20 protein-coding genes are annotated in these 24,291 nt (G+C 62.0%); 6 read left to right on the forward strand and 14 right to left on the reverse strand.

Going from position 1 to position 24,291, the window contains the following annotated elements:
- Positions 1-161: 161 nt before the first annotated feature.
- From LTH93_RS06470 to LTH93_RS06505, 8 genes are all read right to left on the reverse strand, one after another.
- The gene (locus LTH93_RS06470; RefSeq protein ID WP_241470466.1) at positions 162-1,049 is read right to left on the reverse strand and encodes an amidohydrolase family protein; all 888 of its coding nucleotides are present in this window, start codon (positions 1,047-1,049) and stop codon (positions 162-164) included.
- Between the two features lie 124 nt (positions 1,050-1,173).
- Positions 1,174-3,207, reverse strand: a complete 2,034-nt coding sequence (locus LTH93_RS06475; protein ID WP_255727363.1) for an acetoacetate--CoA ligase — start codon at positions 3,205-3,207, stop codon at positions 1,174-1,176.
- Positions 3,207-4,097 (reverse strand): HAD-IIA family hydrolase, encoded by an 891-nt coding sequence (locus LTH93_RS06480; protein ID WP_241470468.1) that lies wholly within the window; start codon positions 4,095-4,097, stop codon positions 3,207-3,209. The genes LTH93_RS06475 and LTH93_RS06480 overlap by 1 nt, the downstream gene beginning before the upstream one ends.
- Positions 4,094-5,725 carry a pyruvate/oxaloacetate carboxyltransferase gene (locus tag LTH93_RS06485; RefSeq protein WP_370642704.1) on the reverse strand — a complete coding sequence of 544 codons (1,632 nt, stop codon included), beginning with the start codon at positions 5,723-5,725 and terminating at the stop codon, positions 4,094-4,096. Before LTH93_RS06485 ends, LTH93_RS06480 begins: the two co-directional genes overlap by 4 nt.
- Positions 5,662-7,059, reverse strand: coding sequence for an ATP-binding protein (locus LTH93_RS13465; RefSeq protein WP_241470470.1), 1,398 nt, complete (start codon positions 7,057-7,059; stop codon positions 5,662-5,664). Before LTH93_RS13465 ends, LTH93_RS06485 begins: the two co-directional genes overlap by 64 nt.
- A complete protein-coding gene (locus tag LTH93_RS06495) occupies positions 7,046-7,582 on the reverse strand; it encodes an acetyl-CoA carboxylase biotin carboxyl carrier protein (RefSeq protein ID WP_241470471.1) in 537 nt (178 codons plus the stop codon). Before LTH93_RS06495 ends, LTH93_RS13465 begins: the two co-directional genes overlap by 14 nt.
- Positions 7,579-8,682, reverse strand: a complete 1,104-nt coding sequence (locus LTH93_RS06500; protein WP_241470472.1) for a PEP/pyruvate-binding domain-containing protein — start codon at positions 8,680-8,682, stop codon at positions 7,579-7,581. The genes LTH93_RS06495 and LTH93_RS06500 overlap by 4 nt, the downstream gene beginning before the upstream one ends.
- 11 nt (positions 8,683-8,693) lie before the next feature.
- Positions 8,694-10,595, reverse strand: coding sequence for a PEP-utilizing enzyme (locus tag LTH93_RS06505; RefSeq protein ID WP_241470473.1), 1,902 nt, complete (start codon positions 10,593-10,595; stop codon positions 8,694-8,696).
- Positions 10,596-10,889: 294 nt separating this feature from the next.
- Between LTH93_RS06505 and LTH93_RS06510 the strand changes: the two genes are divergently transcribed.
- Positions 10,890-11,657 (forward strand): helix-turn-helix domain-containing protein, encoded by a 768-nt coding sequence (locus LTH93_RS06510; RefSeq protein ID WP_241470474.1) that lies wholly within the window; start codon positions 10,890-10,892, stop codon positions 11,655-11,657.
- A 22-nt stretch (positions 11,658-11,679) separates the two neighbouring features.
- Positions 11,680-12,489 carry an IclR family transcriptional regulator gene (locus tag LTH93_RS06515; RefSeq protein WP_241470475.1) on the forward strand — a complete coding sequence of 270 codons (810 nt, stop codon included), beginning with the start codon at positions 11,680-11,682 and terminating at the stop codon, positions 12,487-12,489.
- 614 nt (positions 12,490-13,103) lie between these two features.
- Here the strand turns inward: LTH93_RS06515 and LTH93_RS06520 are convergent.
- The 3 genes from LTH93_RS06520 to LTH93_RS06530 form a co-directional block, all read right to left on the reverse strand.
- Positions 13,104-13,712: an alpha/beta fold hydrolase gene (locus LTH93_RS06520; protein WP_241470476.1), complete on the reverse strand. Its 609-nt coding sequence runs from the start codon at positions 13,710-13,712 to the stop codon at positions 13,104-13,106.
- A gap of 242 nt (positions 13,713-13,954) precedes the next feature.
- Entirely contained in the window at positions 13,955-14,434 is a 480-nt protein-coding gene (locus LTH93_RS06525; protein ID WP_241470477.1) for a flavin reductase family protein, read from the reverse strand.
- A gap of 29 nt (positions 14,435-14,463) precedes the next feature.
- Positions 14,464-15,798, reverse strand: coding sequence for an NtaA/DmoA family FMN-dependent monooxygenase (locus LTH93_RS06530; RefSeq protein WP_241470478.1), 1,335 nt, complete (start codon positions 15,796-15,798; stop codon positions 14,464-14,466).
- A 152-nt stretch (positions 15,799-15,950) separates the two neighbouring features.
- Between LTH93_RS06530 and LTH93_RS06535 the strand changes: the two genes are divergently transcribed.
- The 3 genes from LTH93_RS06535 (at position 15,951) to LTH93_RS06545 (ending at position 18,563) form a co-directional block, all read left to right on the forward strand.
- Positions 15,951-16,556, forward strand: coding sequence for a TetR/AcrR family transcriptional regulator (locus tag LTH93_RS06535; RefSeq protein WP_241470479.1), 606 nt, complete (start codon positions 15,951-15,953; stop codon positions 16,554-16,556).
- A gap of 398 nt (positions 16,557-16,954) precedes the next feature.
- A complete protein-coding gene (srmL, locus tag LTH93_RS06540) occupies positions 16,955-18,241 on the forward strand; it encodes a PheS-related mystery ligase SrmL (RefSeq protein WP_241470480.1) in 1,287 nt (428 codons plus the stop codon).
- 139 nt (positions 18,242-18,380) lie between these two features.
- On the forward strand, positions 18,381-18,563 hold the full coding sequence (locus LTH93_RS06545) for a hypothetical protein (RefSeq protein ID WP_241470481.1): 183 nt from the start codon (positions 18,381-18,383) through the stop codon (positions 18,561-18,563).
- A gap of 2,065 nt (positions 18,564-20,628) precedes the next feature.
- On the opposite strand, the gene LTH93_RS06550 is transcribed toward LTH93_RS06545, so the two are convergent.
- Positions 20,629-20,847, reverse strand: coding sequence for a hypothetical protein (locus LTH93_RS06550; protein WP_241470482.1), 219 nt, complete (start codon positions 20,845-20,847; stop codon positions 20,629-20,631).
- 423 nt (positions 20,848-21,270) lie between these two features.
- On the opposite strand from LTH93_RS06550, the gene LTH93_RS06555 reads away from it, so the two are divergent.
- Entirely contained in the window at positions 21,271-21,807 is a 537-nt protein-coding gene (locus LTH93_RS06555) for a hypothetical protein (protein WP_241470483.1), read from the forward strand.
- A 352-nt stretch (positions 21,808-22,159) separates the two neighbouring features.
- Here the strand turns inward: LTH93_RS06555 and LTH93_RS06560 are convergent, their stop codons facing one another.
- Both LTH93_RS06560 and LTH93_RS06565 read right to left on the reverse strand, forming a co-directional pair.
- A complete protein-coding gene (locus LTH93_RS06560; RefSeq protein ID WP_241470484.1) occupies positions 22,160-23,464 on the reverse strand; it encodes a type II toxin-antitoxin system HipA family toxin in 1,305 nt (434 codons plus the stop codon).
- Positions 23,461-23,745, reverse strand: coding sequence for a helix-turn-helix transcriptional regulator (locus tag LTH93_RS06565; protein WP_241470485.1), 285 nt, complete (start codon positions 23,743-23,745; stop codon positions 23,461-23,463). The genes LTH93_RS06560 and LTH93_RS06565 overlap by 4 nt, the downstream gene beginning before the upstream one ends.
- Positions 23,746-24,291: the final 546 nt, after the last annotated feature.

Consider the following 24,291-nt stretch of genomic DNA (forward strand, 5'->3'; position numbering starts at 1 on the left):
AACTGAAGCGAGTTCGACGAGGCCTTCTACATTCCACATACAACTGCGCGATGGAGGCGAATCAATCACCGCACACGCCCACCCTAGAACCAAAGACACAGCCGGTGAAGGCCCCTCTGCGCATTGGACCCTCCGCAGGTGGACGTCCTGACCACTTGTGCTTACGCCTCCTCCAGTCCAAGCAAGCGCACGGCATTGTCTTTGAGGATCTTGGGGCGGGCCTCGTCTGTGAAGGACTGCTCCTCGAAGGCACCAATCCACTTCTGTGGGGTGATCAGCGGGTAGTCGGTGCCGAAGAGGACCTTGTCCTGGAGCATCCGGTTGGATGCTCTCACCAGCGACTCAGGGAAGTACTTGGGCGACCAGCCGGAGAGGTCGATCCACACGTTGGCTTTGTGGGTGGCGATGGAGTTGGCCTCCTCCTGCCACGGGACTGAAGGGTGGGCCATGATGACCTGAAGCTCGGGAAAGTCGGCGGCCACCGCGTCCAGCAGGAGCGGGTTGGAGTAACCCAGCTTGATGCCGCCCCCACCGGGCAGCCCGGCGCCCATGCCGTTCTGGCCGGTGTGGAACAGGGTCGGCACACCCAAGTCCTGGATCGCCTCGTAGAGCGGATAAAACTGCTCGTCCGAGGGATTGAAGCCCTGCAGGGACGGGTGGAACTTGAAGCCTTTGACGCCGTATTCCTCGACGAGCCTACGAGCGCGCTCCACCGACTCGTGCCCTTGGAGCGGGTCCACGGAGCCAAAGGGGATTAGCACGTCGTTGTTGCGGGCCGCGCCTTCGGCGATCTCCTCGATGGAGTTGGGCTCGTGACCCAGGGCCGTGGTGGCGTCGACGGTGAAGACGACGGCGGCCATCCGCCACTGCCGGTAGCGCTCGGCGATGGTGTCCAGGGACGGGGAGCGGTCCTCGGATTTAAAGTACTTGGCCGAGGCCTTGGTCAGTGCGGCGGGCAGGGACGGGTGCCCGTGGTCGGAGCACTCGATGTGCACGTGCATGTCAATCGCGTCCAAAGACGCGAGGTCGAGACCATACTCGTAGGTCATCGTAGGATCCTCCGGGTTCGGGCTAGCTCGAGGGGCGTTGGCGGATGCGGGGCGCAGTTCTTCCAGCAGCGTGGGCCGCCCATGGCCGGCAAGTCGGGTTTGCAAGTAGAACTGGGTCTCACGTTTATGCCTTCTTCTGGTGGAAGTGCTGAGCAGCCTCGATGAACCACTGCATGGCCTCTGGGTTGGCCAGCGACGTAAAGTTCACGGCCCGTTCTGGCACGACGCCCGCAAACAGCTTCTTCACCGGGACCTCTACGCGCTTGTTGGAGTGCGTTTTGGGAATGGCCGGAACTTGGATGATCTCGTCGGGAACGTGACGAGCAGAGGTGCGGTTCTTGATCTGTTGCTTCACCCGCTCAATAAGCTCGTCTTCCAGCTCCGTCTCCTCGCTGAGCACGACGAACATCGGCATGTAATATCCACCGTCGGGCTGCTCGGCACCGACCACCAGAGAGTCCTGAATCTCTGCGATACCTTCTAATGCGGCGTAGATGTCGGCAGAGCCCAGGCGGACGCCCTGGCGGTTGAGCGTGGCATCGGAGCGGCCGTGGACGATGAACGTCCCCTCAGGCGTCTCAGTGATCCAATCTCCCTGGCACCACACCCCGGGGTACTTCTCGAAATAGGCGGCCTGATACTTGGAAGCATCCGGATCATCCCAGAAGCGGACCGGCATGGAGGGCATGGGGCGAGTGATCACCATTTCTCCCACGTCGCCGACGACGCTTCCGCCGTTGTCATCCCAGGCCTGCACCGCCACACCCAGCAGCGGGCCCTGAAGCTCTCCAAGGTGGACCGGTTCCAACGGGTTGGAGCCGATGAACCCGCTGCAGATGTCGGTCCCTCCAGAGTCTGAACCCAGATGGACATCGGTTTTGACGGCCCGGTGCACCCACGCCCAGGTCGAGTCCGGCAGCGGGGAACCTGTGGAGAGTATCGACTTCAGTCGGGACAGGTCCCAGTCCGTGCCGGGTTCCAATCCGGTGCGCTCGACGAGCGTGAGGTAGGCGGCTCCCACGCCGAACATCGTGGCTCCAGTTGACGCCAGCACATCGAACTGTCGGTCCTTGCGACCGTAGGTGGGAGACCCGGCATAGGTCACCACAGCGGCTCCTGATGCCATGTTATTGACCAAGGTGTTCCATACCATCCAAGAGGTGTTGGCCGCCACATAATAGAGGTCGCCCGGCCCCATGTTCTGGTTCAATCCGGTACCTTTGCATGCCTCGAGAAGCATTCCGCCGTGGCCGTGGATGATGCCCTTGGGCTGGCCCGTAGTCCCGGAGGAGAACAGCACCCACAACGGGTGATCGAAGGGCAGTCGCTCATAGTATGGCGCCGCAGTATGGCTCGCCATCTCGTCGAATGCCGTCTGACCCGCCGGCATGCTGAGTTCAGGGTCCAGATTGCGGACGACGATCACGTGCTCAACGGTGGGCAGGCCTTCGATCACCTCCGCCATGTGGTCCAGGCGACCGAGCTCTTTGCCGTTGAAGCGGTAACCGTCGCTTCCGATGAATACCGTGGGTTCGAGCTGACGGACCCGGTCCAGCGTGGCGGACGGGGAGAGTTCTGGTGAGTTGATCGTCCACACCGCCCCGATGGACGCAGTCGCCAGCAATCCGATCAGCGCCTCGGGCACGTTGGGCAACACGGCCGCCACGCAGTCGCCGGGACGCACCCCCTGCTGGCGGAGCGCGGAGGCGAACGAAGCCACCTGAGTTTCGAGTTCCCGCCACGTCAGGGTTTGGGTGGAGTTGTCCTCTTCAATGGTGAGCACCGCAGTGGTGTCAGCCAATGCAGGATCGGCTGCATGGCGCAGAACATTCTCCGCGTAGTTGATGTGTGCGCCCGGGTACCAGACAGCCCCCGGCATGCGCTCCTCGACCAGGGCAGGACCGTGCAGGTCATCGCCGATCAACTCGAAATACTCGGCCACAGCGGCCCAAAACTCGGACAACTCGGTCACCGACCACCGCCACAGCTCCCGGTAGTCATTGAGATCAACACCCCGGGTGCGGCCCAGCCACAGCATGAAGTCCCACATGCGAGTGCTCGTGCGGAACTGTTCGGTCGGCGCCCACGTGACGGGGCGCCGGGAGTCAGTGGTCGAGAGTCCGGTCCCTGTATCGGTGGTGCCAGAGTTGACAGGCATCAGAATCCCTTCTTGCCGGAGAGCATGGGAGCGTCTTGGAAACTTCCGATGATCTCGTGGAGGCTGTCGATGACGAAGTCAGGGGAACGATCCGGACCGGCGGCTAGTGCATCCTGCGCCGAGTGAGTGCCAGTGGTGACAAGTCCAGCGAGTGCGCCGTGGCGTTTGGCCATGGAACATTCCAGGACGAGGTCATCACCGAGAACCACCATTTCCTCCGCTGCGACACCCAGCCGCATTTCAATGGCTTCCATGGCCTCTGGGGAAGGCTTCCCAAGGGTCCGATAGGGCTGCCCAGTGACATGGGCCAATCCCGAGGCGATGAACCCAGAGACCCCCACATTCAACCGGGAGGCCGAGGCGAAGCTGGGCGCGTCGGATGTGCAGTAGACAACCGCTCCGGCGGCAACGGCCTCAGCAGCGATTCGGAGCTTGTCCCGACCGAATTCAGTGTCCCAACCTATGACCACCGCAGCCACTGATGGAGGTCCGTTTCGAAACGCCTCCTCATGGTCGGCGAGAGCGATCCCTCGCTGCTCAAACTGATCCGTGACTCCAGTTCCTCCGAAAGCGAGGATCAAGTCCCCGGGATGGCGCCTGGCGATAACCTCGGCGGCAACGACAGCCGGCGTCATGACCTCCTCGTCGGTCACGTCCAGTCCTGCCGAGCGCAGACCCTCCGCGATCTTTTCGGGTGTCTTCTGGGAGCCATTGGTGAACACCACCAGGGAGCGCCCCGATCGACGGATGGCCCCGATGAGTTCCACTGCTCCGGGCAGGGGCTGGCCGTGTTCACCGGCAGGCTTATCCGAAATGATGAGACACCCATCGATGTCGAGCATCACCCCACGCACTTCGGCGATTCGGCTCTCGAGGGTTTGGACAGTCATTGGGGGGCTCCTGTAGGGGGTTCACTCGTGCGCTGCAGTTCCACACGTTGTCCGTTCTTGTGCACGGCGAGGTGTCTCCAACCAGGCAGATCCTGAACTGCCTTGATGAACTGGGCAGGGTTCGTCACGGGGGCGTCCACACCACCCGGAGACCAGGTTGGGGCCGGGCCTGCGGCGCGCATGGCCTCGACCTGTTCGCTGGGCAGCACCACGCGCAGCAACAGCTCTTCCTCATCCATAGAACGACCGAGACGCTCGGCATACTCGGCCTGAAGCTCGTCGACTGTCACCGGGGTCGGTTCAGCGGAGAGTTGCGCGGCGCGTGACGAGGCCTCAACTTTCGCCGCGACCTCTGGCGCTATGGCACCGGCAGGGGTGCCATAGTGGCCCAACACGAAGTGCATGACCTCGTCGGGGATGCGACTGTAGCGTTCCTGCCCGTTGCGGACCGCCATGACGTTAAGCAGCGACTGACTGCCGACGAACTGGCTGAACGGGGTCACCATGATGGGATAGCCGATCTCACGACGCACCGCTTTGACCTCGTCGATCACCTCCGGCAGGGCATCAACCATCTTGATCTCGTCCAATTGGCGTTTCAACGTGGACATCATTCCGCCGGGAACCTGGTGCTGGTGCGGGGAGAGATCGAATTCAGTCGGCCGGCCCGGTTCCAGCCCCTGGGAACTAGCGATCTCCCTCAGGATCTCGGCAGCTTCCTTGACCGCATCGAGATCGAGGGCGTAATCGATGCCCACAGCGTCGAGGTTCTTCACTAGTTGCTCGATGCTGGGCTGGGCGGTGCCGTTGGACAGCGGCCCCAGGCCCGTGTGCAATACGTCCACGCCCAGTTCGGCAGCGACGACGTAGAGTTCCGATGCTGTTCCAGTGGTGCAGTGGCTGTGCAGCTCCAGAGTCGTGTCCCCGGCACCTGCGCGGAGCTTGGGGATGAGGCTGCGGGTGCGTTCCACGGTGAGCAGCCCCCCGGGGTCCTTGAGGTAGACGGCATCGATGTTGCCATCGGCCACGAAGCGGTCCAGGTTCTCGGTATAGCTGTCGTCGGTGTGCACCGGGCTGTCGGTGAACGTCAGGGCCGCCACGACGTGGTTGATCCCTTCTTCCTTGGCCCAGCGGGAGACTCGCTCTACTGCGTCGGCGTCGTTCATGGGATCAGCCACTTGCAGCCGACGTACTCCATGGCGGGCCATCAGACGCAGGGCCATGCGCATCACGGTCTCCGGGGACTTCTCCCAAGACATGAAGCGCATGCCCGGGGTGATGGCCGAGAGCTGGGTGTCAGGGGTGACCGCGCGCATCCGGGAGATTCGCTCCCACGGGTTCTCCTGGTGGAATTTCACCCCCATGGACAAGTTCGTGGAGCTGGTGAAGTCCAGGGCGTGATATCCGGCTCGATCTATGGCTTGGCCGAGGGCCTCGACCATGCCGGTGGTCAGGCCGATAGCTCCCCACAGGCTCTGGTTACCGTCACGCAGGCTGGTGTCAACAAAACGGACAGGACCGCGCCCGTTCCGGACGGTGTCGGCAGGTTGGGTCTGGGTTGCGCTCATCGCGCAGCCTCCTTCACTGGTCGGGGCGAGTTTCGCTGCTGCCACATCGGTTCGAACCATGACGTCGTCACTCCACCGGCGACGAACTCGCGTTGGGACAGGACGTGACAGTGCATGGGCAGGGTCGTGGCAATCCCTTCGACCACGGTGTTCTCGGCCGCGGCCAGGGCAGCAGCGATTGCGGCAGGACGATCATGGGCCCGTACGATGAGCTTGCCCATGAGGCTGTCGTAGAAGGGCGGGAAGCGGTAGCCGTCATACACGTGAGTCTCCACTCGGATGCCGGGGCCTCGGGGCCACTCGACCTTCTTGATGAGCCCCGGGTTGGGGCGGAAATCCTCAGCGGGGTCCTCGGCGTTGACCCGCAATTCGATCACCGAAGATGCCGGGACGGGCGGCACGTCGGGCAGCTCAGGGTCCTGACCCAGAGCAAGCCGCAACTGAGCGGCGACCAGGTCCACTCCAAAAGCCTCTTCTGTCACGGGGTGCTCGACCTGGATGCGGGCGTTGACCTCGAGGAAAACGACATCCTCCGAGGCCGTGTCGACCAAGAATTCCACGGTGCCCGCTCCTCGGTAGGCCAGCCGTTCGACCAGGGCGCGAGAGGAGTCGTGGACGATCCGTCGCCGCTGTTCCGAAAGCCCCGGGGCAGGGCACTCCTCGATGAGTTTCTGATGGCGGCGCTGCACGGAGCAGTCACGGTCCCCAAAGATCTGGGCGCCACCATGGCCATCGCCGAAAACTTGGACCTCGACATGCCGGGCTGCCCCGTAGTAGCGCTCCACATAGAGCGCCCCATTGCCAAATGCGCCCTGAGCTTCCGCGGCGGCCTGGGGGGCCTGGCGGGCCAGATCCTCGGCGTCGTGGACGAGGCGGATGCCCTTACCTCCGCCTCCGTGCACGGCCTTTATCAGCGCAGGGAAACCGATCTCATCTGCTAGATCAGCTGTGTTGGCGGGATCTGTGATCTCCATCGCCGGAGCCACAGGAACCCCGGCGGCCACCGCCACCGCGCGAGCGCTGCTCTTGTCTCCCACCGCACGCAGGGTCTCTGCGCGTGGGCCGGCGAAGGCAATCCCCTCGGCCTCAAGCATCTCTGTCAATTCAGGCTGTTCGCTCAAGAACCCGTATCCGGGGTGGACGACATCGGCCCCGACGTGGACGGCGGCCTCGGCGATGTACTCGGCCTTGAGATAGGAGCTGCTCGCCTGGGCCGGACCGATCACCACCACCCGGTCACAATTTCGTGCGGCGGTCGAATTCACATCTGCTGCACTGACTGCAAGAACCGGGCTGGCCCCGATACGGCGGGCAGCCGCAGCGATCCGCACCGCGATCTCTCCGCGGTTGGCGATGAGCACGACAGGCTTCTTCGGCGCCTCAGCGGTGCTCACTATTTACCCCCGTATCAACCATGGCCAGTTCCTGGCCAAACTCGACCTGTTCGTTGTCTGCGACGCTGAAGGACACCAGCTGCCCGGCCACTCCAGCGGTCACCGGGTTCATCAGTTTCATGACCTCGATGATCCCGATCGTGGTGTCGGCTTGAACCTCCTCGCCCTCCTGCACAAAGGCGGGCGTCCCCGGTGATGGACTGCGGTAGAAGACCCCAATCATTGGAGCAGTGATCGCCTCCCCCGCTACGGACTCCGTGACTGGTGCAACGACGGGTTCCGGAGCGGATGGGGCCGTGGGCTGCGCAGCTGAGGGAGTCGCCGGAGCCTGAGACACTGCCGGGGCCGTCGTCGAGGCTTGTGCGGCTGGGGAGGAGTTCGTCTCGGTGGGCAGGGATCCAGCTTTGGACAGGCGTACTGAGACGTCGCCAAATTGGACGCTGGCTGCCTCGTAGGAGTTGTGTTCGAGCTGGGTGACGAGATCCAACAGATCTTGCCAGCTGACGTGTTCTTCGTTGGTCATCCTTGGGCTCCTTTCGCGGCTTGGGATACGAGGTTCAACAGGCCGGTCGTGGTGGCCGGAGTTTTCTTGTCCTTATCCGCTCGGCGCTTCTTCCAGTGGGTTTCGGGCCGAGCCTGCAGCAACATCACGTGAGAGGTGCCGTCGGCGTGGCGTTCCATGGCCCATTCGATGTCCTGCGGAAAGCCATAGTGCTTCTCCACGCGCACTCCGATCTCGCACAGTTGGAAGAGCTCCTCATCGCTGAGGCACGGTTCTTCGCGGCGGGCCTCGTCCACCTCCTGGAACACGATGCCCGTTCCTTCAGGGTTGGGCACGTACTCGTGATCCTTCCGGGCGATCCGGCGCTCGGTGATCTTCGGGCCTACCTTGGAGAGCCAGAATTCATCCGGCGTCACTTCGCCTGAGACCACGGCCTGGCCCAGACCCCAGCTGGCGTTGATCGCCACCACAGAGCGGTCACCGGTGCGCGGGCTGACGGTGAAGGTCACTCCGGCCACATCGGCATCGGCCATGAGCTGGACCGCCACGGAGATCTTCGAGGCCTCCATGCCTTCGGTCTCGGGCATCCGGGAGCGATAGGCCACGGCTTGGGGAGTGTAGAGGCTGGCCCAACACTCGCGAACCTTCGCGATGACGTCATCGACCCCTGTCACCCAGAGGTAGGTCTCCTGCTGGCCGGCGAAGCTGGCGGCGTCGCCGTCTTCGTCGACCGAAGACGAGCGCACCGCCACGGCGATTCGGTCACTTTTGTCCTCCCCGCGTCGAGCAGCCACTTCGTTCGTGAGCTGGAGGTACGCCTCTGTGATCTCATCCTGAATCGTCGCAGGGAGCTCGGCTTCCAGGATCAGTGCGACAGCCTGGTCGTGAGCCAATTGCAGGGATGCGGAGTTTTCTGGGTCAACGCCGGTGACGATGTCTCTGAGCTTCTGACGTCGTCCCTGCGTGTCGCGGAAGTCCTCGTATGCATCGACAGTGACCGCGAATCCGGCCGGCACGGGCAACTGAGCCTGTACCATTTCACCGAGGCTCGCGCATTTGCCGCCCACTGTCTCACGGTCGGTGGAGCTCAGCTCCTCGAAGCGCTTGGTGTACTTTCCCATGGTCGATCTCCTTAAACAGTTTCTGGCGCGTCGGAGTCAGTCGTCGGCGCCTCGCCCAGGATGGTCACTACGCCCTTGTCACCGTCGACCCGCACCCACTGGCCGGTCTTGATGGTGGAGGTTCCGAAGCCGACGCCGACGACCGCGGGCAGCTCGTATTCCCGCGAGACGATCGCCGCATGGCACATGATGCCGCCGATGTCGCTGACCGCTGCGCGAATGCGACCGAACACCGGGGTCCAACTGGGACTGGTCACTGGGGCCACGAGGATCTCCCCGTGCTGGATGGTGTCCAGCTCATCCGGGCGCAGCAACACGCGAGCTGGACCTTCGGCGACTCCCGGGGATCCTGCGAAACCCGTCAAGACGCTCTTGGATGCGTTGCCGTCCTGGGCATCGAGCCAGCGTTCCACCGTCTCGGGTGTGATGCCCCACAGCATGATCGTCAACGGTTCGTTGACCTGCTCGGGCACGGGGCCCAGAGCCGGCGGCGGACTCCACTCTGAGAGCGCCTTGTAGATTTCCTTGCGCTTGGCGATGATGGCTGGCCAGTGGAATCCGCCCTGAGGCGTGCCACCTGCGCCCCAGGCCATCTGCAGGTCATGGATGGCTTCTTCGACCTCAGCACGGCGCAGGAAGAAGACGTCCTCAACATCGCCCCAGAAGCCCCATTCCACAAATCGGGCGGAGAACTCACGGACCTTGTTCCAGAAGTTGGTCAGGAACCAGTGCTCGACATAGAAGTTGTGATTCTCCACGTAGGGGAACACGGTGCGGGAGAGCTCCAAGGCCTGATCAAACGCTTCGACGACGTCTTCATCCAGCAGGTCTCGGTACTGTTCCACGATCTCATCGCGCTCGGACGCGACCCTCTGCGTCGGTCGGGTGAGGTCCTCTCCAGCACGCAGTCGTTCGATATAGTCCCCGATGCCTCGAATGGGCATTGCCAGGTCATCGATCCAAGAACGGTGGGAGTGGTACATGCCCGAGCCGTAGGAGAAGTTGAACCACGGGTCCTTCGCCTGCTCCAGTGCCTCCAACCACTGTTGCCCGGAAGGGGTGCCCCCCAGGTTTGTGGAGAGGCTCTGCTCATCCTTGGAGTTCAACACCTGGTCGCCTACACCGAGTTCCTCAGCGCGATTCGCGAGTTTGCGCAATTCATCATCCGGGCGGAACAGCAGCACATCCACGCCGCTGACCATGCGGGAGACGGTCTGATCATCGATCTCTGGGAAATTCTCCTTGCACAGCGTCAGGAACTGAAGATACGCGGTATAGCCAAGGTTCAGAAACTCCGAGTGCAGGGTCCAGATCTGATCGCCGTACTCGAGGAGACGGTGATAGGCGGCAAGCAGCTGATTGCCCTGAGTCGGTCCTCGGTCTTTCGTGACGTACGCGAGCGGCTCAAACTCACTCAACGCCGGGACTTCCAGCGCCCCCACTCCTTGGATCGCCTCGGTCACCCGACCTATCCACTCCTCGTAGAGGGCATCCCAATTCTGGAAGTAATAGCTCGCTCGGGCGGCGAACTCCTCCGCTCGGCGAGCTTGTTCCTCCTCGTCCGGGCTGGGCAGTGCGGACATATACGTGTATCCATTGATCACTCGCACATCCAAACCTTTGGCCGGAGGCAGCGCGAAGACGCGGGTGTTGGTCACTCCGGTGCCGGTGAAGGATCCGTCGATGATGGACTGGTCGAACGGGTAGGAGACCTCGGGGAAGTGCAACGAGTTGCGGAACCACGTCTTGGCAGAGTCCTCTGTCTTCCGCTCGGGCAAGAACCTGTTGTGATAGGCGTACATCTCCTCCCACCCCTCAGCGCCCACAGGGGTTAGAAGGCTGTATGGATCCGGGAATGAACGGTTGTCGCCGTCATGCTCGGCCCTGCGCTGGTTGTTCGTCTCAGAAGTCATAGTGTGCTCCCCGTGGTGCTTGAATCGGCGCGTCCCGGCTGTGCCAGGAAATGGTCAGACCCGTCGTAGTGGGCCTCGCGTATGTCAACGTTCCCCCAGAGTGGCAGAAGGTGAGCTGTATCACTAGGAAGCATTTCACTCAGTGAAAAGGCAGTGTCCATTGGCTTGTCGTAGCGGGGATCAAGACGAGTGAGGGCCTAGATGTTTCACTGAACAGAATCTATTCGTACTATAGGGACCAGAGATAGGAGAGCTATGGTGCCTGACCCGCAAGATGACTCACCCCCAAAGTCCGTGGCCGAGCGCATCTTTTCGGTGCTTTCTTCCTTCGACCATGCACACCGAGCCATGCCCCTGTCTCAGATCGCCAAGCGCTGCGGACTGCCAACCCCGACCACTTACCGCATGCTGACCACACTCGAGGGGCTTGGGGCGATCGACCGCACCCCCGCAGGCCTGTATTGCATTGGTCCGCTGGTCTGGGAGCTGGGGGTTCTCTCCCCCACACACGACGTCATCGGCCAGGGACTGCGCTCGGTGTTGCTCCAGCTAGCGATCCGCGGACGTATGATCGTGCGGGTCCACGGACTGCGCGAACAGCGTGCCCTGTGCTTAGAAGAAGTGCTGCCCAACGGCGCCAGTGACCCCGGCGGTGGCGCGGGGCGGTCCATGCCTCTGTCTGGCTGCGCCGCCGGCCACGTTATCCTCGCGACCATGGGCGAAACCGCCCCCACCAGACCCGCGCTGGGGGAACCTGAGGGTTCACTTTTGGCACGCATCGTTCGCGCCGTCCAGGAACAAGGCTGGGCACTAACGACCGACCGGTACAACGGCACTGAATATGCCGTACCTATCCACGCCACAGGACGCCCCCCGATGGCCCTCAGCGCCGCGCCGCTTCCCGGGCACAAACCCGACAAGACACCCGTTGACCGACCCAACGCAGTGCAGGAGCAGCGCCTCCTGGCCGAGATGAAAGTTGTGGCCGCCCACGTGGCCAAGGCGCTGTCCGAAACGCCTGGTCTTGACTCGCCTATGAGCCCGCCAAGACCCCTACTGTGAACCTAGAATGGAGACAGGTCCCATGAACCCCGCCCCACTTGGGAAGGCCACTGGAGAGCCCTATCGCAGTCCGGTCAAGTCAGTCACCGGCCGTGCGCTGGAAGTGCTGGGGTCCTTCGACCTAGACCATCAGTTGATGACTCTGACGGAGATTTCTCGTCGGGCCGGCATCCCGATGTCCACCGTATACAGGCTCGTGGGGGAGCTCGTTGATGGCCGGTTCCTCGAGCGCTTCGAGCACGGACGATACGGGCTAGGCATTCGGCTGTGGGAGATGGGCGTCATGGCACCTTGGTATGGACAGCTAAGAGAAATGGCCATGCCGTTCCTCCTCAGCCTCCAATATGAATCCGGGGACACCGTCCAGCTGGCTGTCTGCGAGGGTGTCCACGCGCTCTACCTGGAAAAACTCACCGCCGACACGACAGCCCCACACGCGTCCCGGATCGGTTCCCGCATGCCCCTACACGCCACTGGCATTGGAAAGGTTCTGCTGGCGTTCGGGGAAAAGGCGTTCACGGAAGCGATCCTCGCTATGCCCCTCGAGCGCTACACCGAGGCGACGCTGACCGATCGCAACTCTCTGACCCGCGAACTCACACAGATTCGGTCCCAGCGATACGCGCTGAGCCATCAGGAATACCACCCCGGGTCCTCCTCGGTGGCTGTACCGGTCTTTGCGGGCCCCGCCCTCAAAGCAGCCATCGGTATCGTCAGCTACTCCATGCGCGAGGATCTGGACCGGTACGTGCCCACAATGCTCGACGCTGCAAACAAGCTGGGAGAACGTCTGACGTCGGAACAGTTCATGCAGGGCCACAGCAGGGCTTGAACTGTTCGGCCGCAAACGATGCGGTTATTCATCCAAGGCGCACAGAACGACCGGTAACCGATGGTCCACCGTTCAGTCTTACAGATCACCGTCGTCACCCACCGCGAAGTCGAAGAAGAACAGACGGCGCTCGGTCGGGTCACTGACCACATCGCCGTCCTCAGTGACCCACCCTTAGGTCGCTTCGATGGGAGCGCCTTTGTCCGAGATTCCCCGGTTGGGCGTCACGTTGGCTGACTCGTTGCGCCGGCCTCGGTAGCCTCCAACCATGCGGAGCCTCTGGTCGGGTTCAACGGCCCGGCTTTGAGTTCGGTGTAGACCTCTCCGACGATGAACAGCATTAAGCGTTACCGCAACGATCTTCTTCCGGATCCCCTAAGTCTGGCACCGTTGCTCTTAGGCGGAGCGACAAGACTTGCCGATGCCACCGGAATCGCTTCCTGGAGACTCTGGCGCACGTGCCGGCGCAGTCTAGACAGGGACTGTCAGGTTGGAATCGCCAGAGATCTCATTCGCGGCCCCGATGAGTATTTCGACGACCTCGGCGGTATGGGAGTAGAAGGCGGAGTGCCCCGCCGGAAGCTCATGAACTTGGGCTTGGGGGCGACAGGCCATTAACACCTGTAATGCTGGGGGATGGCGTGATCCGCCGCGCAGATGACGTACTCCGCGGGTGGCATCTCTGCACCCTCGATATCAATAGGCGTGGCAAACACGGCCAAAGGCTGCGGGTCTAGACGACTCGTCGCGAGTTGAGCAACCTCTTCCGGCACGTCGTTGTAGAAAACGCCCAGCGCCTTGGATGCGTCGAACGTAGCTACTGGAGGGTCCCCAGCCACGGTGATGTTGGCCTGGACTCCATCACCAACACCTTCCGGCAACCCGGTGAGATCCAGTAAAGACTCTCCATGACTAGGACGGAACGCGGCCAAATAGACAAGGCGCAAGACTAACTCCGGAGCTTGAGCCGCGGCTTGAGTAATGACAACCCCACCCATGCTGTGTCCAACTAGCACCGCCGGCTCATCCAACGCACGCAACGCGTCTATCACTTTCTCCGTTGCCGCGTCCAGGGTGACCTCCTCGTGGGGAGTGTCATCATCGCCGGCCCCAGGTAGATCAGGGGTCACGACGGTGTGACCAGCCTCCCTTAAATTCGTGGCGACTGGATCCCAGCACCAACCACCGTGAAAGGCCCCGTGAATGAGCACAAACTGTGTCATGACTCACATGATATCTGGAGCGCGCCCGGTTTGATGCCGCATCTCTTTACCGCATGGGCCAGTCGCACCTGTAGCCGGGAAAGAGCCCGACGATTCTGCGTGCCTGAGGTGTTCCGCTCATGGCGGCGAGGCTACCCCGTCACGAGCCTTAGGAGGGCTGAACCGTCCGCGAAAGGATCCCTCACCGGGTACCCCAGCCAGCGCGGCGGTGCTGCGCGACGTTCCTCAGCTCCGGAAGCTCGCTATCTCGCAAGCTTCCGGACGCGACTATCGAAGAACACAAGGGGCTCGCGGTCCTCGTCGCGGTCGAGGGCAACCACATCAAGCAGCATCAGTGTGTGATCACCTGCCTCGACCGCGGTACGAGGGAGGACCTCGATGGTCGCGAGCGCACCGTCGACAAAGGCTGCCTGGCCTCTGACTTCCATCTGGAGGCCATCAAACCTCGAGGAAGCAGGTCGTCGCAGACTTCTCAGCACCTCCTCGTGTTCGACACCGAGCACACTGATTCCCCACCGCTCGGCCTGCCGCAGGACCGGCCACGTCGTCGACGTGTGCGCGAACGACAGCGAGACGAGCGGTGGATCCAGCGACACCGACACGAGCGAGTTTGCCGGCATGCCGACGATCTGTCCGTCGACTTCAGCGGCAACGACTGACAAGCCGGTCGAGAACCCCGCCAGTGCGTGGCGCATCTGCCCCGGTGTGATCGCTTCAGCCACCTGTCGAGGAGTTGAACTCTGTCCCGCAGTCATGACGCGGTGTCCAGGCGCGGGTCCATGCCGAGCTGCTCAGGCAGGCCGAGGTGATCACGCAATGTCTCGCCGGTGTAATCGTCAGGGCGCAGACCGCGCCGCCGCAGGACTGGCACAACCTGGTCTACGAAGGCATCCATCCCGTCGTGCAGGTCATCGATGACGATGGTAAAACCGTCGGAGGCACCGGACTGCACCCACTCCTGCAGCGTGTCTGCGATCTGTTCAGCGGTTCCGACCAGGGAGGGAGCTTGGTCAAGCACTCCATGACCGAGAATCTCATGCGGGGTCCGCCCCTGCTGGGCGAGCTCGATGGCGTACGCGGCCTGCGCGACTCCGGGATGGGGCCGCAGCCCCAAAGCCTGTGTCGGGGTGAGCGGCTTATCGCGATCAGCTGGGTCCAAGCGCACTCCGATGACGGCAGAGAGCTGAGCCAGACGCCCCTCGATCCCGGCGGCCTCTTCCAGCACCATGCGTCTCCGGACGGCCTCCTCAAGGGTGGCGCCGACCGTGAGGGTGAAGAAGGAGAGGAACTTCACCTCGTCCGCGTCTCTGCCAGCTTCCACCGTCATCGAACGCATCATCTCGCGATGGGCTTTGGCCTGCTCCATCGAGGAGGAATGGGCGATGATGCCGTTGGCGTACTTGGCGGCGGCCTGCACACCCAGGCCGCTGGCGAAGGGCATGAAGATCACCGGCTGACCCTGCTCCGACGGGGGAATTTGCAGCGGCCCCCGTGAGGCGACATGACGACCCTGGATGTTGATGGGGCGAATCTGTGAGGTGTCAGCGAACCGACCTGCAGCCTTGTCGGGGGCCCCCGCCGCCCTGTCCCAGCTTCCCCACAGCGCCTGGGTGATCTGGATGACTTCGTTGAAGCGTTCGTACTTCTCCTCACGCGGTGGAACGGGGAGTCCGTAGTTGGCGAAGGCTTCTGGTTCGTAGCTGGGGATGGCCTGCCAGCCGGCGCGACCGTGGCTCATCACGTCCAGTGCGCGCAGCTGACGAGCGATCGTGTACGGCTCGACGAAGGAGGTCGAGAGCGTGGTGACCAGGCCGATCCGGCGGGTGGCGGGGGCAATCGCCGCCAGGGTCAAGGTCGGCTCCATCGTCACGATGGGCGGCCTGGATTCCAGGTCTCCCCAGATGAAGACTCGGTCGGGAAGGAAGATGTAGTCCAGACCACCGCGTTCGGCGCTCTGAGCCGCGCGCACGAGGGAGGTCGTGTCGGTGTAGGAGCCCGGATCAGCGGTCGGCATCCGCCAGGCACCTGGGTGATTGCCGTGCATCTCCCCGAGCACGGCTCCGAGTAGGAACGAGTTGTTGCTCACGTCGGTCTTCCTTACGTCATGGGTGAATGACCCGAACGGGTCGAGGTTTCCGGTGAGCAACGACCGCCCCTCACTATATGGACAGCCCGTCCGCTTACCTTCCTATAAGATAAGGACGCAGTGTCCGTTTTGTCAAAGAGAGGCGACCCACGATGAGCCATCGAGCTGCGAGCACCCGAAAAACGCGGTCGGACAAGGAACGCAACCGCAGCCACATCCTCGAAGTGGCCGAGCAGTTCTTCGCCGAGCAGGGCGTAGACGGACCGATGCACGACATCGCCAAAAGCGCGGGCCTGGGGCCAGGCACCCTATATCGCCACTTCCCCACCCGGGAAGCCCTCTTGGCCGCACTGCTGCAGGCCCGTTGGGATGAGTTGCAAGCCCGCAGGGAAGCCATCCAGCGGCACCAAAGCGATTCCGGTGCCGCCCTGCAAGCATGGCTGCAGGCGCTCAGTGAGTACGTCACGGTTTTCGACGGACTGCCCGAGCCGCTTCGAGCGGCGCTGTCGCAGGACACCTCTCCCTTGGCCATCACCTGCGAAGCACTGGTCGAGACCACGGGTCATTTTCTTGCCGCGGCCCAGCGCGATGATCGAGCTCACCCGTGGGTAGGCGAGCGCGAACTGTTCCTCGGCGTGTTGGCCACTGTGTGGGTCGGCGGCGCTGTGCTGGCCGATGGGGCCTCGAGTAACGCCCTGCGCTCCCTGCTGCGTACGGGATGGGAAAAGCCTTCAGCCGGAGATGCCGGCTCGACGTGAACCACATGGCCGCGTCTGCCTTCGAAGTTCCCAGCGTTCGTGGTGGCCTAATACGCGCGTCACGTTCGAGACCATCATGAATGAATCCCTGGCCCTCGAGACCGGACTAACCCCTGTTGCCTATCCGCACAGCAGGCACGTTTTCACCACTGCTACACCCCAGACACGCGCTAGCAGGGCTCGACGGCGTCCGATGCTTAGGTTCTGCGCATGAAGTGGTTGAGATCCGGTGATGATCTGCGGTTAGCGCAAGCAAGACCTGCTGCGAATCCGAATGCTCGCCGCGACTTTCAGCCCCTCCGACCTCCTGGAGTTCGACAGCCCCGCTGAGCAGTCTTTGAGTCCTTGTCTTTCGGCCCATCCCCCACAGATCGCACCACGTTCTCGGTTGCAGATCCATGTTCGCGGCGCTACCTTTTAGGAATGCTCATCATTCAGCGATTTATCAGCCCTCGGCCGGCAACCGGCCGCCATGGGCTGCGCGGGCGTATTTAGCCAGGTCCACGGCGACGGGTTGGCCGAGGGAGTTCTCCCCTACCAACTTCGCACCCAAAGGACCTGTCATCTCTACCTATCTCTCTTCTGATCAAGTCACCGCCGCGCTGACCCTCCGCGACCTCTCCGACCCGGCTGATGGCCCCCATGCCATGCAGGAGTTACTTGCCGCTGTGGTCGATGCACTCACCGACAATTGGGGCGTGCCCGCGCGATGGCACAGAAGCAGCCCTGTAGTTCCCGTCGAGGACAACTATGACCGGCTTGGATTCGACCCGGGCGCCATCACCCGAGACATCAGGTACTCCCGCTACCTGAGTCCAACAGTCATGCTGCGCAGCCACACCTCCGCCTCCATCCCCTGGCTTTTACGATCCCTTAGACCAGACGAGGGACTCGACGAACTGCAGGTTCTCCCCGGGTTGGTCTACCGTCGCGACGCCATCGACCGCACTCATGTCGGGGAACCCCACCAAGTCGATCTCTGGCGCATCGCTTCGACAACGCGTCTGACCTCGACAGACCTAGACCACATGCTCGTCGTGATCGCAGAGGCGGTCATTCCAGGGGCCCAATGGCGAGCGGTGCCCGCGATCCACCCCTACACCGCCGATGGATCTGGAAGACAACTCGATGTGTTGATCAACGGTGAGTGGCTTGAACTGGCCGAATGTGGGCTCATTGAACCTGACGTGCTCATCACCGCAGGACTCGACCCCGATAAATGGTCAGGTTTAGCGCTGGGCATGGGCCTTGACCGGGCTTTGATGTTGCGAAAAGGGATCGACGATATCCGTGTCCTCCGTACTTCGGATCCCCGGATCGAGCAGCAGATGCATCATCTGAACCCATGGGCCCCGGTCTCAACTCTGCCGGCGATCAGCCGTGATATTTCCATCGTGATCAACGAAGAAGATGACGATGAAACGATCGGCGATCGCATCAGAACCGCTGTCACTGACCGACTAGAAGATGTCGAGACCGTCAGCGTGATGACCCGGACAACCTATGAAGCGCTTCCGGAGCCTGCGCGCCGCCGTCTCGGCCTCAAACCTAATCAGGTCAATGCTCTCGTGCGAATCGTGTTCAGACCTCTGCACCGCACCCTGACCGATCCAGAGACGAACATTCTGCGCGACCGAGTGTATTTGGCGGTGCACCAGGGCCCGCATATGGAATTGATCGCATGAGATCAGTAACTGGGTTGTTGTGATCGTTGGGTCGGGGCTCTGCGCCCCGACCCATGGCCCATGGCCCATGGAAGCCGATCTCTGCATGTGCCAAAGGCCAGAAGTGTCACCATGGTGTGTACTCGCCGCTGTGAGAAGTATGACGGCCACCGCGTTCGGTTCCCTGATGGCGCTGGAACCGGCATTGGCGCTGTTGCTGGGCCTGATCGTCCTGGCCCAGCTGCCGAGCGCTGTTCAAACGGTGGGGATCGTTGTGGTGGTCATCGCCGGGGCAACAGCTCAACGTGGGGGCCGACGCGAACCACCCCGCCTAGACGTCTGATCCCGCAGTGCCGGCATCTGCCGCCGAAGTCTAAGGTGGCCCGTTGGCCTTGATAACGCCGCCCGGATTCAACGGTGTCTCAGGTCCTGGCACGGCTTCTCCGATTCAAAAACCCCGTTGGGAGCATTTCGCTCCTGGCGGGGTTCTTTTTCTTCTGCACCGTGCTGACGCAAGTCAGTTTCATCGAGCCCATCGCCGCGGGCTCGTCCAGACGCGCTCATTTACGTATTCCAGAGGGGCTCTGAGGACCACACTCCGGTCGCTGGCAGCTGACTCCAGAACGCGGTGCCGACATTGCGACCAGATGTCGACCGTGCACGCACCAAAATCTGGCAGTCTCGCGACGGCGCAGAACCAGGCTCGATACGGCCCAGATACGAGATCTACGCGAGATTCTGCATCGATGCTGACAGAATTATCACCGAATTTGGACGGGCTAGTCACCAAATTCGGACAGTCTATGAACCATCATTCGTCACGATCGCAACGAAATCCTGCGCTGCCACGACGAAGTTTGCACGGCCCTGCGAGGACCGCGGCGGCGATGTCAGCAACTCGGTTCTTTCCGAAGAGCCGTTTCCCATCTAAGGGAGCCCAGTCTTGCGGGTGACGGTTGGTGCAGACAGGCAGACGCGGTCGAGGCCGTCTCGCCTCATCTCGTTTCGCAGTCTCACGTCGCCCAACTGCCCTGCCACACCAACTTCATCCAGGTTCCACCGGGCCGTTCAGTCTCGGCTACATGGTCCCTCCGAGGTGGACCTACGGGTGACGAGAACGATCCCCCTTCTGTCAGTCTCGGGCTCTACCAGTGAGCACCTCGATTCGAACTCACTGCGCCAACGAACGAAACCACGGTCAGGGAAAGTTATCCACAGGATCGAAGCTGGCTCTAAACGAGGAGGGACCGATGGGAGAACAACATCGAGACTGACTCTGATGCTCGATGGTCACAGGATCCGTGACGCGTTCATGACACATCACATGACCCCAGGTACCTAGCATCCACATCACAGCCACAGGCACCGTCAAAAGCACCCAGAGAGGGCGATCAGCACAGAGAATCACCGCCCCCACAGGATCAATGACACGGTGAGCAACGACCCTGTCAACGGCACGCAGAGAAGCTCTTGGAGGGGGTTGCAACGGGGTCGTTGAAAGGGTGACACGTATATGCTGCGCCCTTCAACACCCAAGAGCCACTGACCAGGGGCAACGACACCCCTTTCAACACCGACACCCCCTTTCAACGGCATCTACGGGGGTGTCAACGGGGTGGGTGTTGAAAGCGTTTCCCCTGATTTACGTGTAGAGACTTCCGACTTTATCCGCTAAAGCTCCTAAAGGTCGGAAAGAAAGAAAAGGGCATAAGGGGGAGTGGCACCGCGCTTCGTTTCGGACTCGCTGCGCTCCTCCTCAACTTGCTCGGTGGTCGGCACAGCCGACACTCCTGACTTCGTCCTCTCCGAGCTCGCTTCGCTCCCCCGTCTCGTCCTCCGTCACCCTCGGTCGCTGGCGCTCCCTCAGGCCCTTACTGCGTCGCTGGCGCTCCTTACCCTCCCACGGCCCTGTGGGGCCGTGTCAGGGTGCCCTGGCAGGTCTCACCGACTTCGCTTCGCTTACGTCGGATGAGCCCTGTTTTCCACAGACGCTGAAGCGTCTACGCGCGACTGCGGCTTCGCCGTGTCTCGCGGGAGACTCACACATCTAGACCCCGTCGTGAGATAAAGATTCCACCTGCTTAACCGCAGGTGATGGATCGACGAGGTGCCATGGTCGGCCAAGGCCGACCCGGGTAACGAGATGAGAATCTCGTGAGCGCATAGAAGCTTTCGCTGCATCTGGTGATGCAGCTGCGCCGCACCGAAGAGACACGTCAAAATCAAAGACCCACGACCACGACTGGGGAGGTGCCACCGCGGAGCCGCCACTCACCAGCCCTGACGTAAGAAGACCTCCTTCAAGAGCAGTAATCATTCCCGAAATCATTTTCGCTAGTCGCTTCTCCTGTGGAGAAGCCCAAGCGGCAGCCATGGACTCCCCCGCTTTGTCGCGCCGGTCCCGGGTCTTATCTGATGACCGGTGGCAGATCCATCGCGGCGAAGCGCCGTACCTTCTCCGAGGTTGGGCGGCCGAACTTCTTGTCCAGGGAGATCTTCAGACGTGCGGCGAGGATCTCACGGCGCAGGATGTAGAAGATCTCTGCCTTGCTCTTGAGGTCGTACTGCGCCTTGGTCGTAGCCGCCCCTACTCCCCTCGCGATCGGTCTCGTTTCGGCAGCACCCAAGCGCGCGGTGGTAGCCGAGTCGCCGCCAGGGCACGAACCTCGTCCGAGGTCGTGCGCCCCTGCCTCTCGTCGAGGGTGATCTTCAGTCGGGCTGCGAGGATCTCGCGGCGCAACAGGTCGAACATCTGCTCCTTTCTCAGACCCGAGTAATGGCTCGTCTGTTCGATCATGGTCGCTCCCTTCCTGGCTCTTATTATCTCCAGGGGCTGCTCCCCCACCAGGTCTCATCACCCACCTGAGGTTCAACCTGCGCCACCGACCATCTGACGGCTAGGTTCGCCTCGCGGGCAAAAGGGAAAGCAAGCGGCTATGGTCCCGAATGATGGAAGGCATCCTCCGGCCGCCAGCCTAGCTCCGCCCGACACTCGAGGATTCAAACCGGCATTAAACCCTCATGAGCTATGAACCCGATACGGTGCTCGCATGAAGCATCTGCACTATGGCTCTATCGTGATCGCAATTTCAGACCAATTGGCCTCGACTTTCGAGACGGCGGCGTACGACCTTATGGCCGCAGGTCGATCGGCAGTCTGGCCCGTGTCCGGCTACCGTGACGATCGGGAAGAAGTCTCGATTCAATTGGCGGTTGGACCTGGGATTGCCTTTGCGATCACCGACACGTGGCTTCCGGATGAGCGCCAACCCTCGAGGTACGACTCGGATTCGATCGAGTTCATCGATAGTGAGCACGACTCCCTCGAGAAGGAACAGATGCGAGAGGGTGTTCATAACGTTCTCGTCTACGGTCGCTTCGATCGGGGTCCGTCGGGAGTTGCCGGAGAGTGGCGATTCAGTGGGCATCCAGCCGTCACCCGCTCTCAGAACCCCCAGGCGGTCGTGAAATCCCTCAATCGGGAAGGCATCGAGGTCGTGAATGTGTCTGAGGGGACCGCCGCTACCGACATGGCTGGGTCCGATCTATACATTGTGGGAAGGTACATCGGCGAACCGCTTGAGTGAGCCTGGTGGTACGTCGGCTTCCCGCTCGTCCGTGAGTGGGAGCGTAGACGAACCGCACGTCAGTCCGTCAGCGGAATCTTTCCGGACGTCCCGTAAAGAACAACCCCCGCCGGACACACCCGCAGCTGACCTGCGCAGACGCCAGCTCGCTTTGCAAGGCATTCGGTAGAGATGGTCCGGTGATCTCTCCTGCGACGGGGGCCATCTGGCACGCTCGGATAAACCGGCTTCTCACCGCCGCGGAGTCTCCCCCTCGCGACTTTCACCTGTGTCGAGCCCAGCGTTATAGGTGATCATGCCGGTAATGTCCCCTGGCACCGTCGCATCGCGCATCCTCGACCAAGACTGTCGTTTAGGTCCCGGGTGTAGGGCCTGTAGCGACAGCGATCGCGTTGAAATCCCGATACTGATTCTGGGCCACTTCGCACATCAAGGCGAGCTTGTCGAGCAGTCGTTGACCAAGCTCATCAGCTATGGGGGCCTCTGAGCGGATCGCGTCACTGACTGCATCCGGGAGGATTGTCGCGAGCTCGTAGACCCGAGCACAGAGTGCGTCCGCATCGAGACCTGTCTCTGCAGCGAAGCGCCGCCAATGCTTGGGCTCGATTCTGCCGAACTGCGACTCTTTCCCGATCTTCATCGCCGCAAACTTCAGACCCGTCTGTGTCGATGCGTCGTAGGGGTAACCGGAGGCGACGTCGTAGAGCGGTGTCAGTCTCACCTGGTCACCGGCAAGCATGACCCCGTAGTTCTTCGCGTGAGCGTCTGGGGCCCCCAGGAGGTAGTTTGCAATGAGGCCATCCGTGAAGCGCTTGATGTTGCGAGGCCCATGATCGCCCGAGGTCTCCCGCAGCAAAGTCACTATGTCAACCGCCCGAGGTCCCCCGTTGGACTCGTACTTGTCCTTGGGGAAGACCGAGAGTGCCTGGCACATGTCCTCCTGATGGATGCGCACCAACCGACCATCAGCCGTCCGGTCCCGGTCGTAACGCTTTACGACCAGAGCAGACTGGTCCTCAAACTCCCTGAACTGTGTCTCAGCCGCTGGCAGTCCTGCCATCCGCAGCGCCGTCATGGAGATGTGCTCGTTGAGCGCCTGGTCGCGGAGGTCAGCGATCCCTGGCTTGATGATGTGGGTCGTGGGCTCCGCTCCGGTGACGCTGTGGAATTGACCGTTCTCCTCCCGAACTGCGAACTTCGACTGTGCACCACCGAGAGACCAGTGCTCCTGGGTGGCGACCCAGCTGGTGGCCACATCAGCTCTGAACTCGCGCAGACGACGGCTGATGTCGCGGTCTGAGAGTTCGTGAAACTCACCGCTGCCCTGGAGCACCGCATCGCGCCGAGTGGGATGCACGAACTGCACCGCACCCGCACAGTCCTCGCCGATATGGGCCAGCAGGGCGAACGGGTTGACCCCGGAGACGCCGTACCTTGACCCCATCGCCTCCCTGACGTCGGCACGGTCTGGAAGCAGACCTTCAAGGAACGGCTTGACCTTCCTGCTGCTATGGCCCCGGACACTCGACGGAAGAGACAACGACACCGGGGCCGGGGAATAGTCCGTCAGATAGCGCAGCTCATGGGCCCCGCCCCTGGTTTCCGTGAGGTCAGCGACATGCTCGTTGTAGAGCAATATGTTGAGGATCTTGGTCATGACTGCTGATCCATGATCTGCAGCGCATCAGCCGCCGCCTGATTCGGCCGCGGTGCAGGCACCTCCTCAGGTGAACCGAGACCAAAGCTGATGTTCAATGCGCGTAGGGTGTCAAAGATCTTGGTTGCATCGGGGGCTTTGGCCTCGCCGTTCTCGACAGCGATCAACCACCGCCGTGAGACGTTGGCTTGTTTGCTGAGCTGTAGCTGGGTGAGCCCCGCAGACCGCCGGGCATCACGGATTGCGAGGCCCAACTCGCGCACGTTGTTCAGCTTTCTCATGAAAGTAACCGTACCTGCACATTCAGGAAAGTGCAAGATCCGTAACATTCATGTAAGTGCACGATCGGTAACATTTACTCGCAGCTTGACGATTGAAGAGGAGACAAACTCGGAGCCCCAGACTTAACCACCCGGAACAGCTTCACCTAGGCCCTACATGCCCGACAGCCCCTATCCCCCTAGCGGAAGGCGACATGAACAACGCTGCGGCTTGCGCAGTAGGGGCATCGCCACCACCGCCGCCACCACCGCCATCGCCGCTATCGCCGCCATCGCCAGCGTTGTGGCGGTCGACGTCGACGTCGTGGCAACTACGGTATGAACCGCCTGTAAGTCTTGCGGTAGCCGATCTGGGACTGGCTGGCGAGGTTGGGGAGACTCACGGGCTGCCGCCAACCTCGGTGTTCATTGAGCTCCACCAGATCCGCTAGTCCAAAGCCAGCTCGGGCAACCCTTTGAGAATCGGGTCTGCCGCACCGATAGGTGACATCTTGACCTGACCTACAGTCTGGTTTCCACTCGCTCTGACTAGCTTCCAGCGGTGAG

Source organism: Nesterenkonia sp. DZ6, from assembly GCF_022565835.1.
In the GTDB taxonomy this organism is placed as follows: domain Bacteria; phylum Actinomycetota; class Actinomycetes; order Actinomycetales; family Micrococcaceae; genus Nesterenkonia.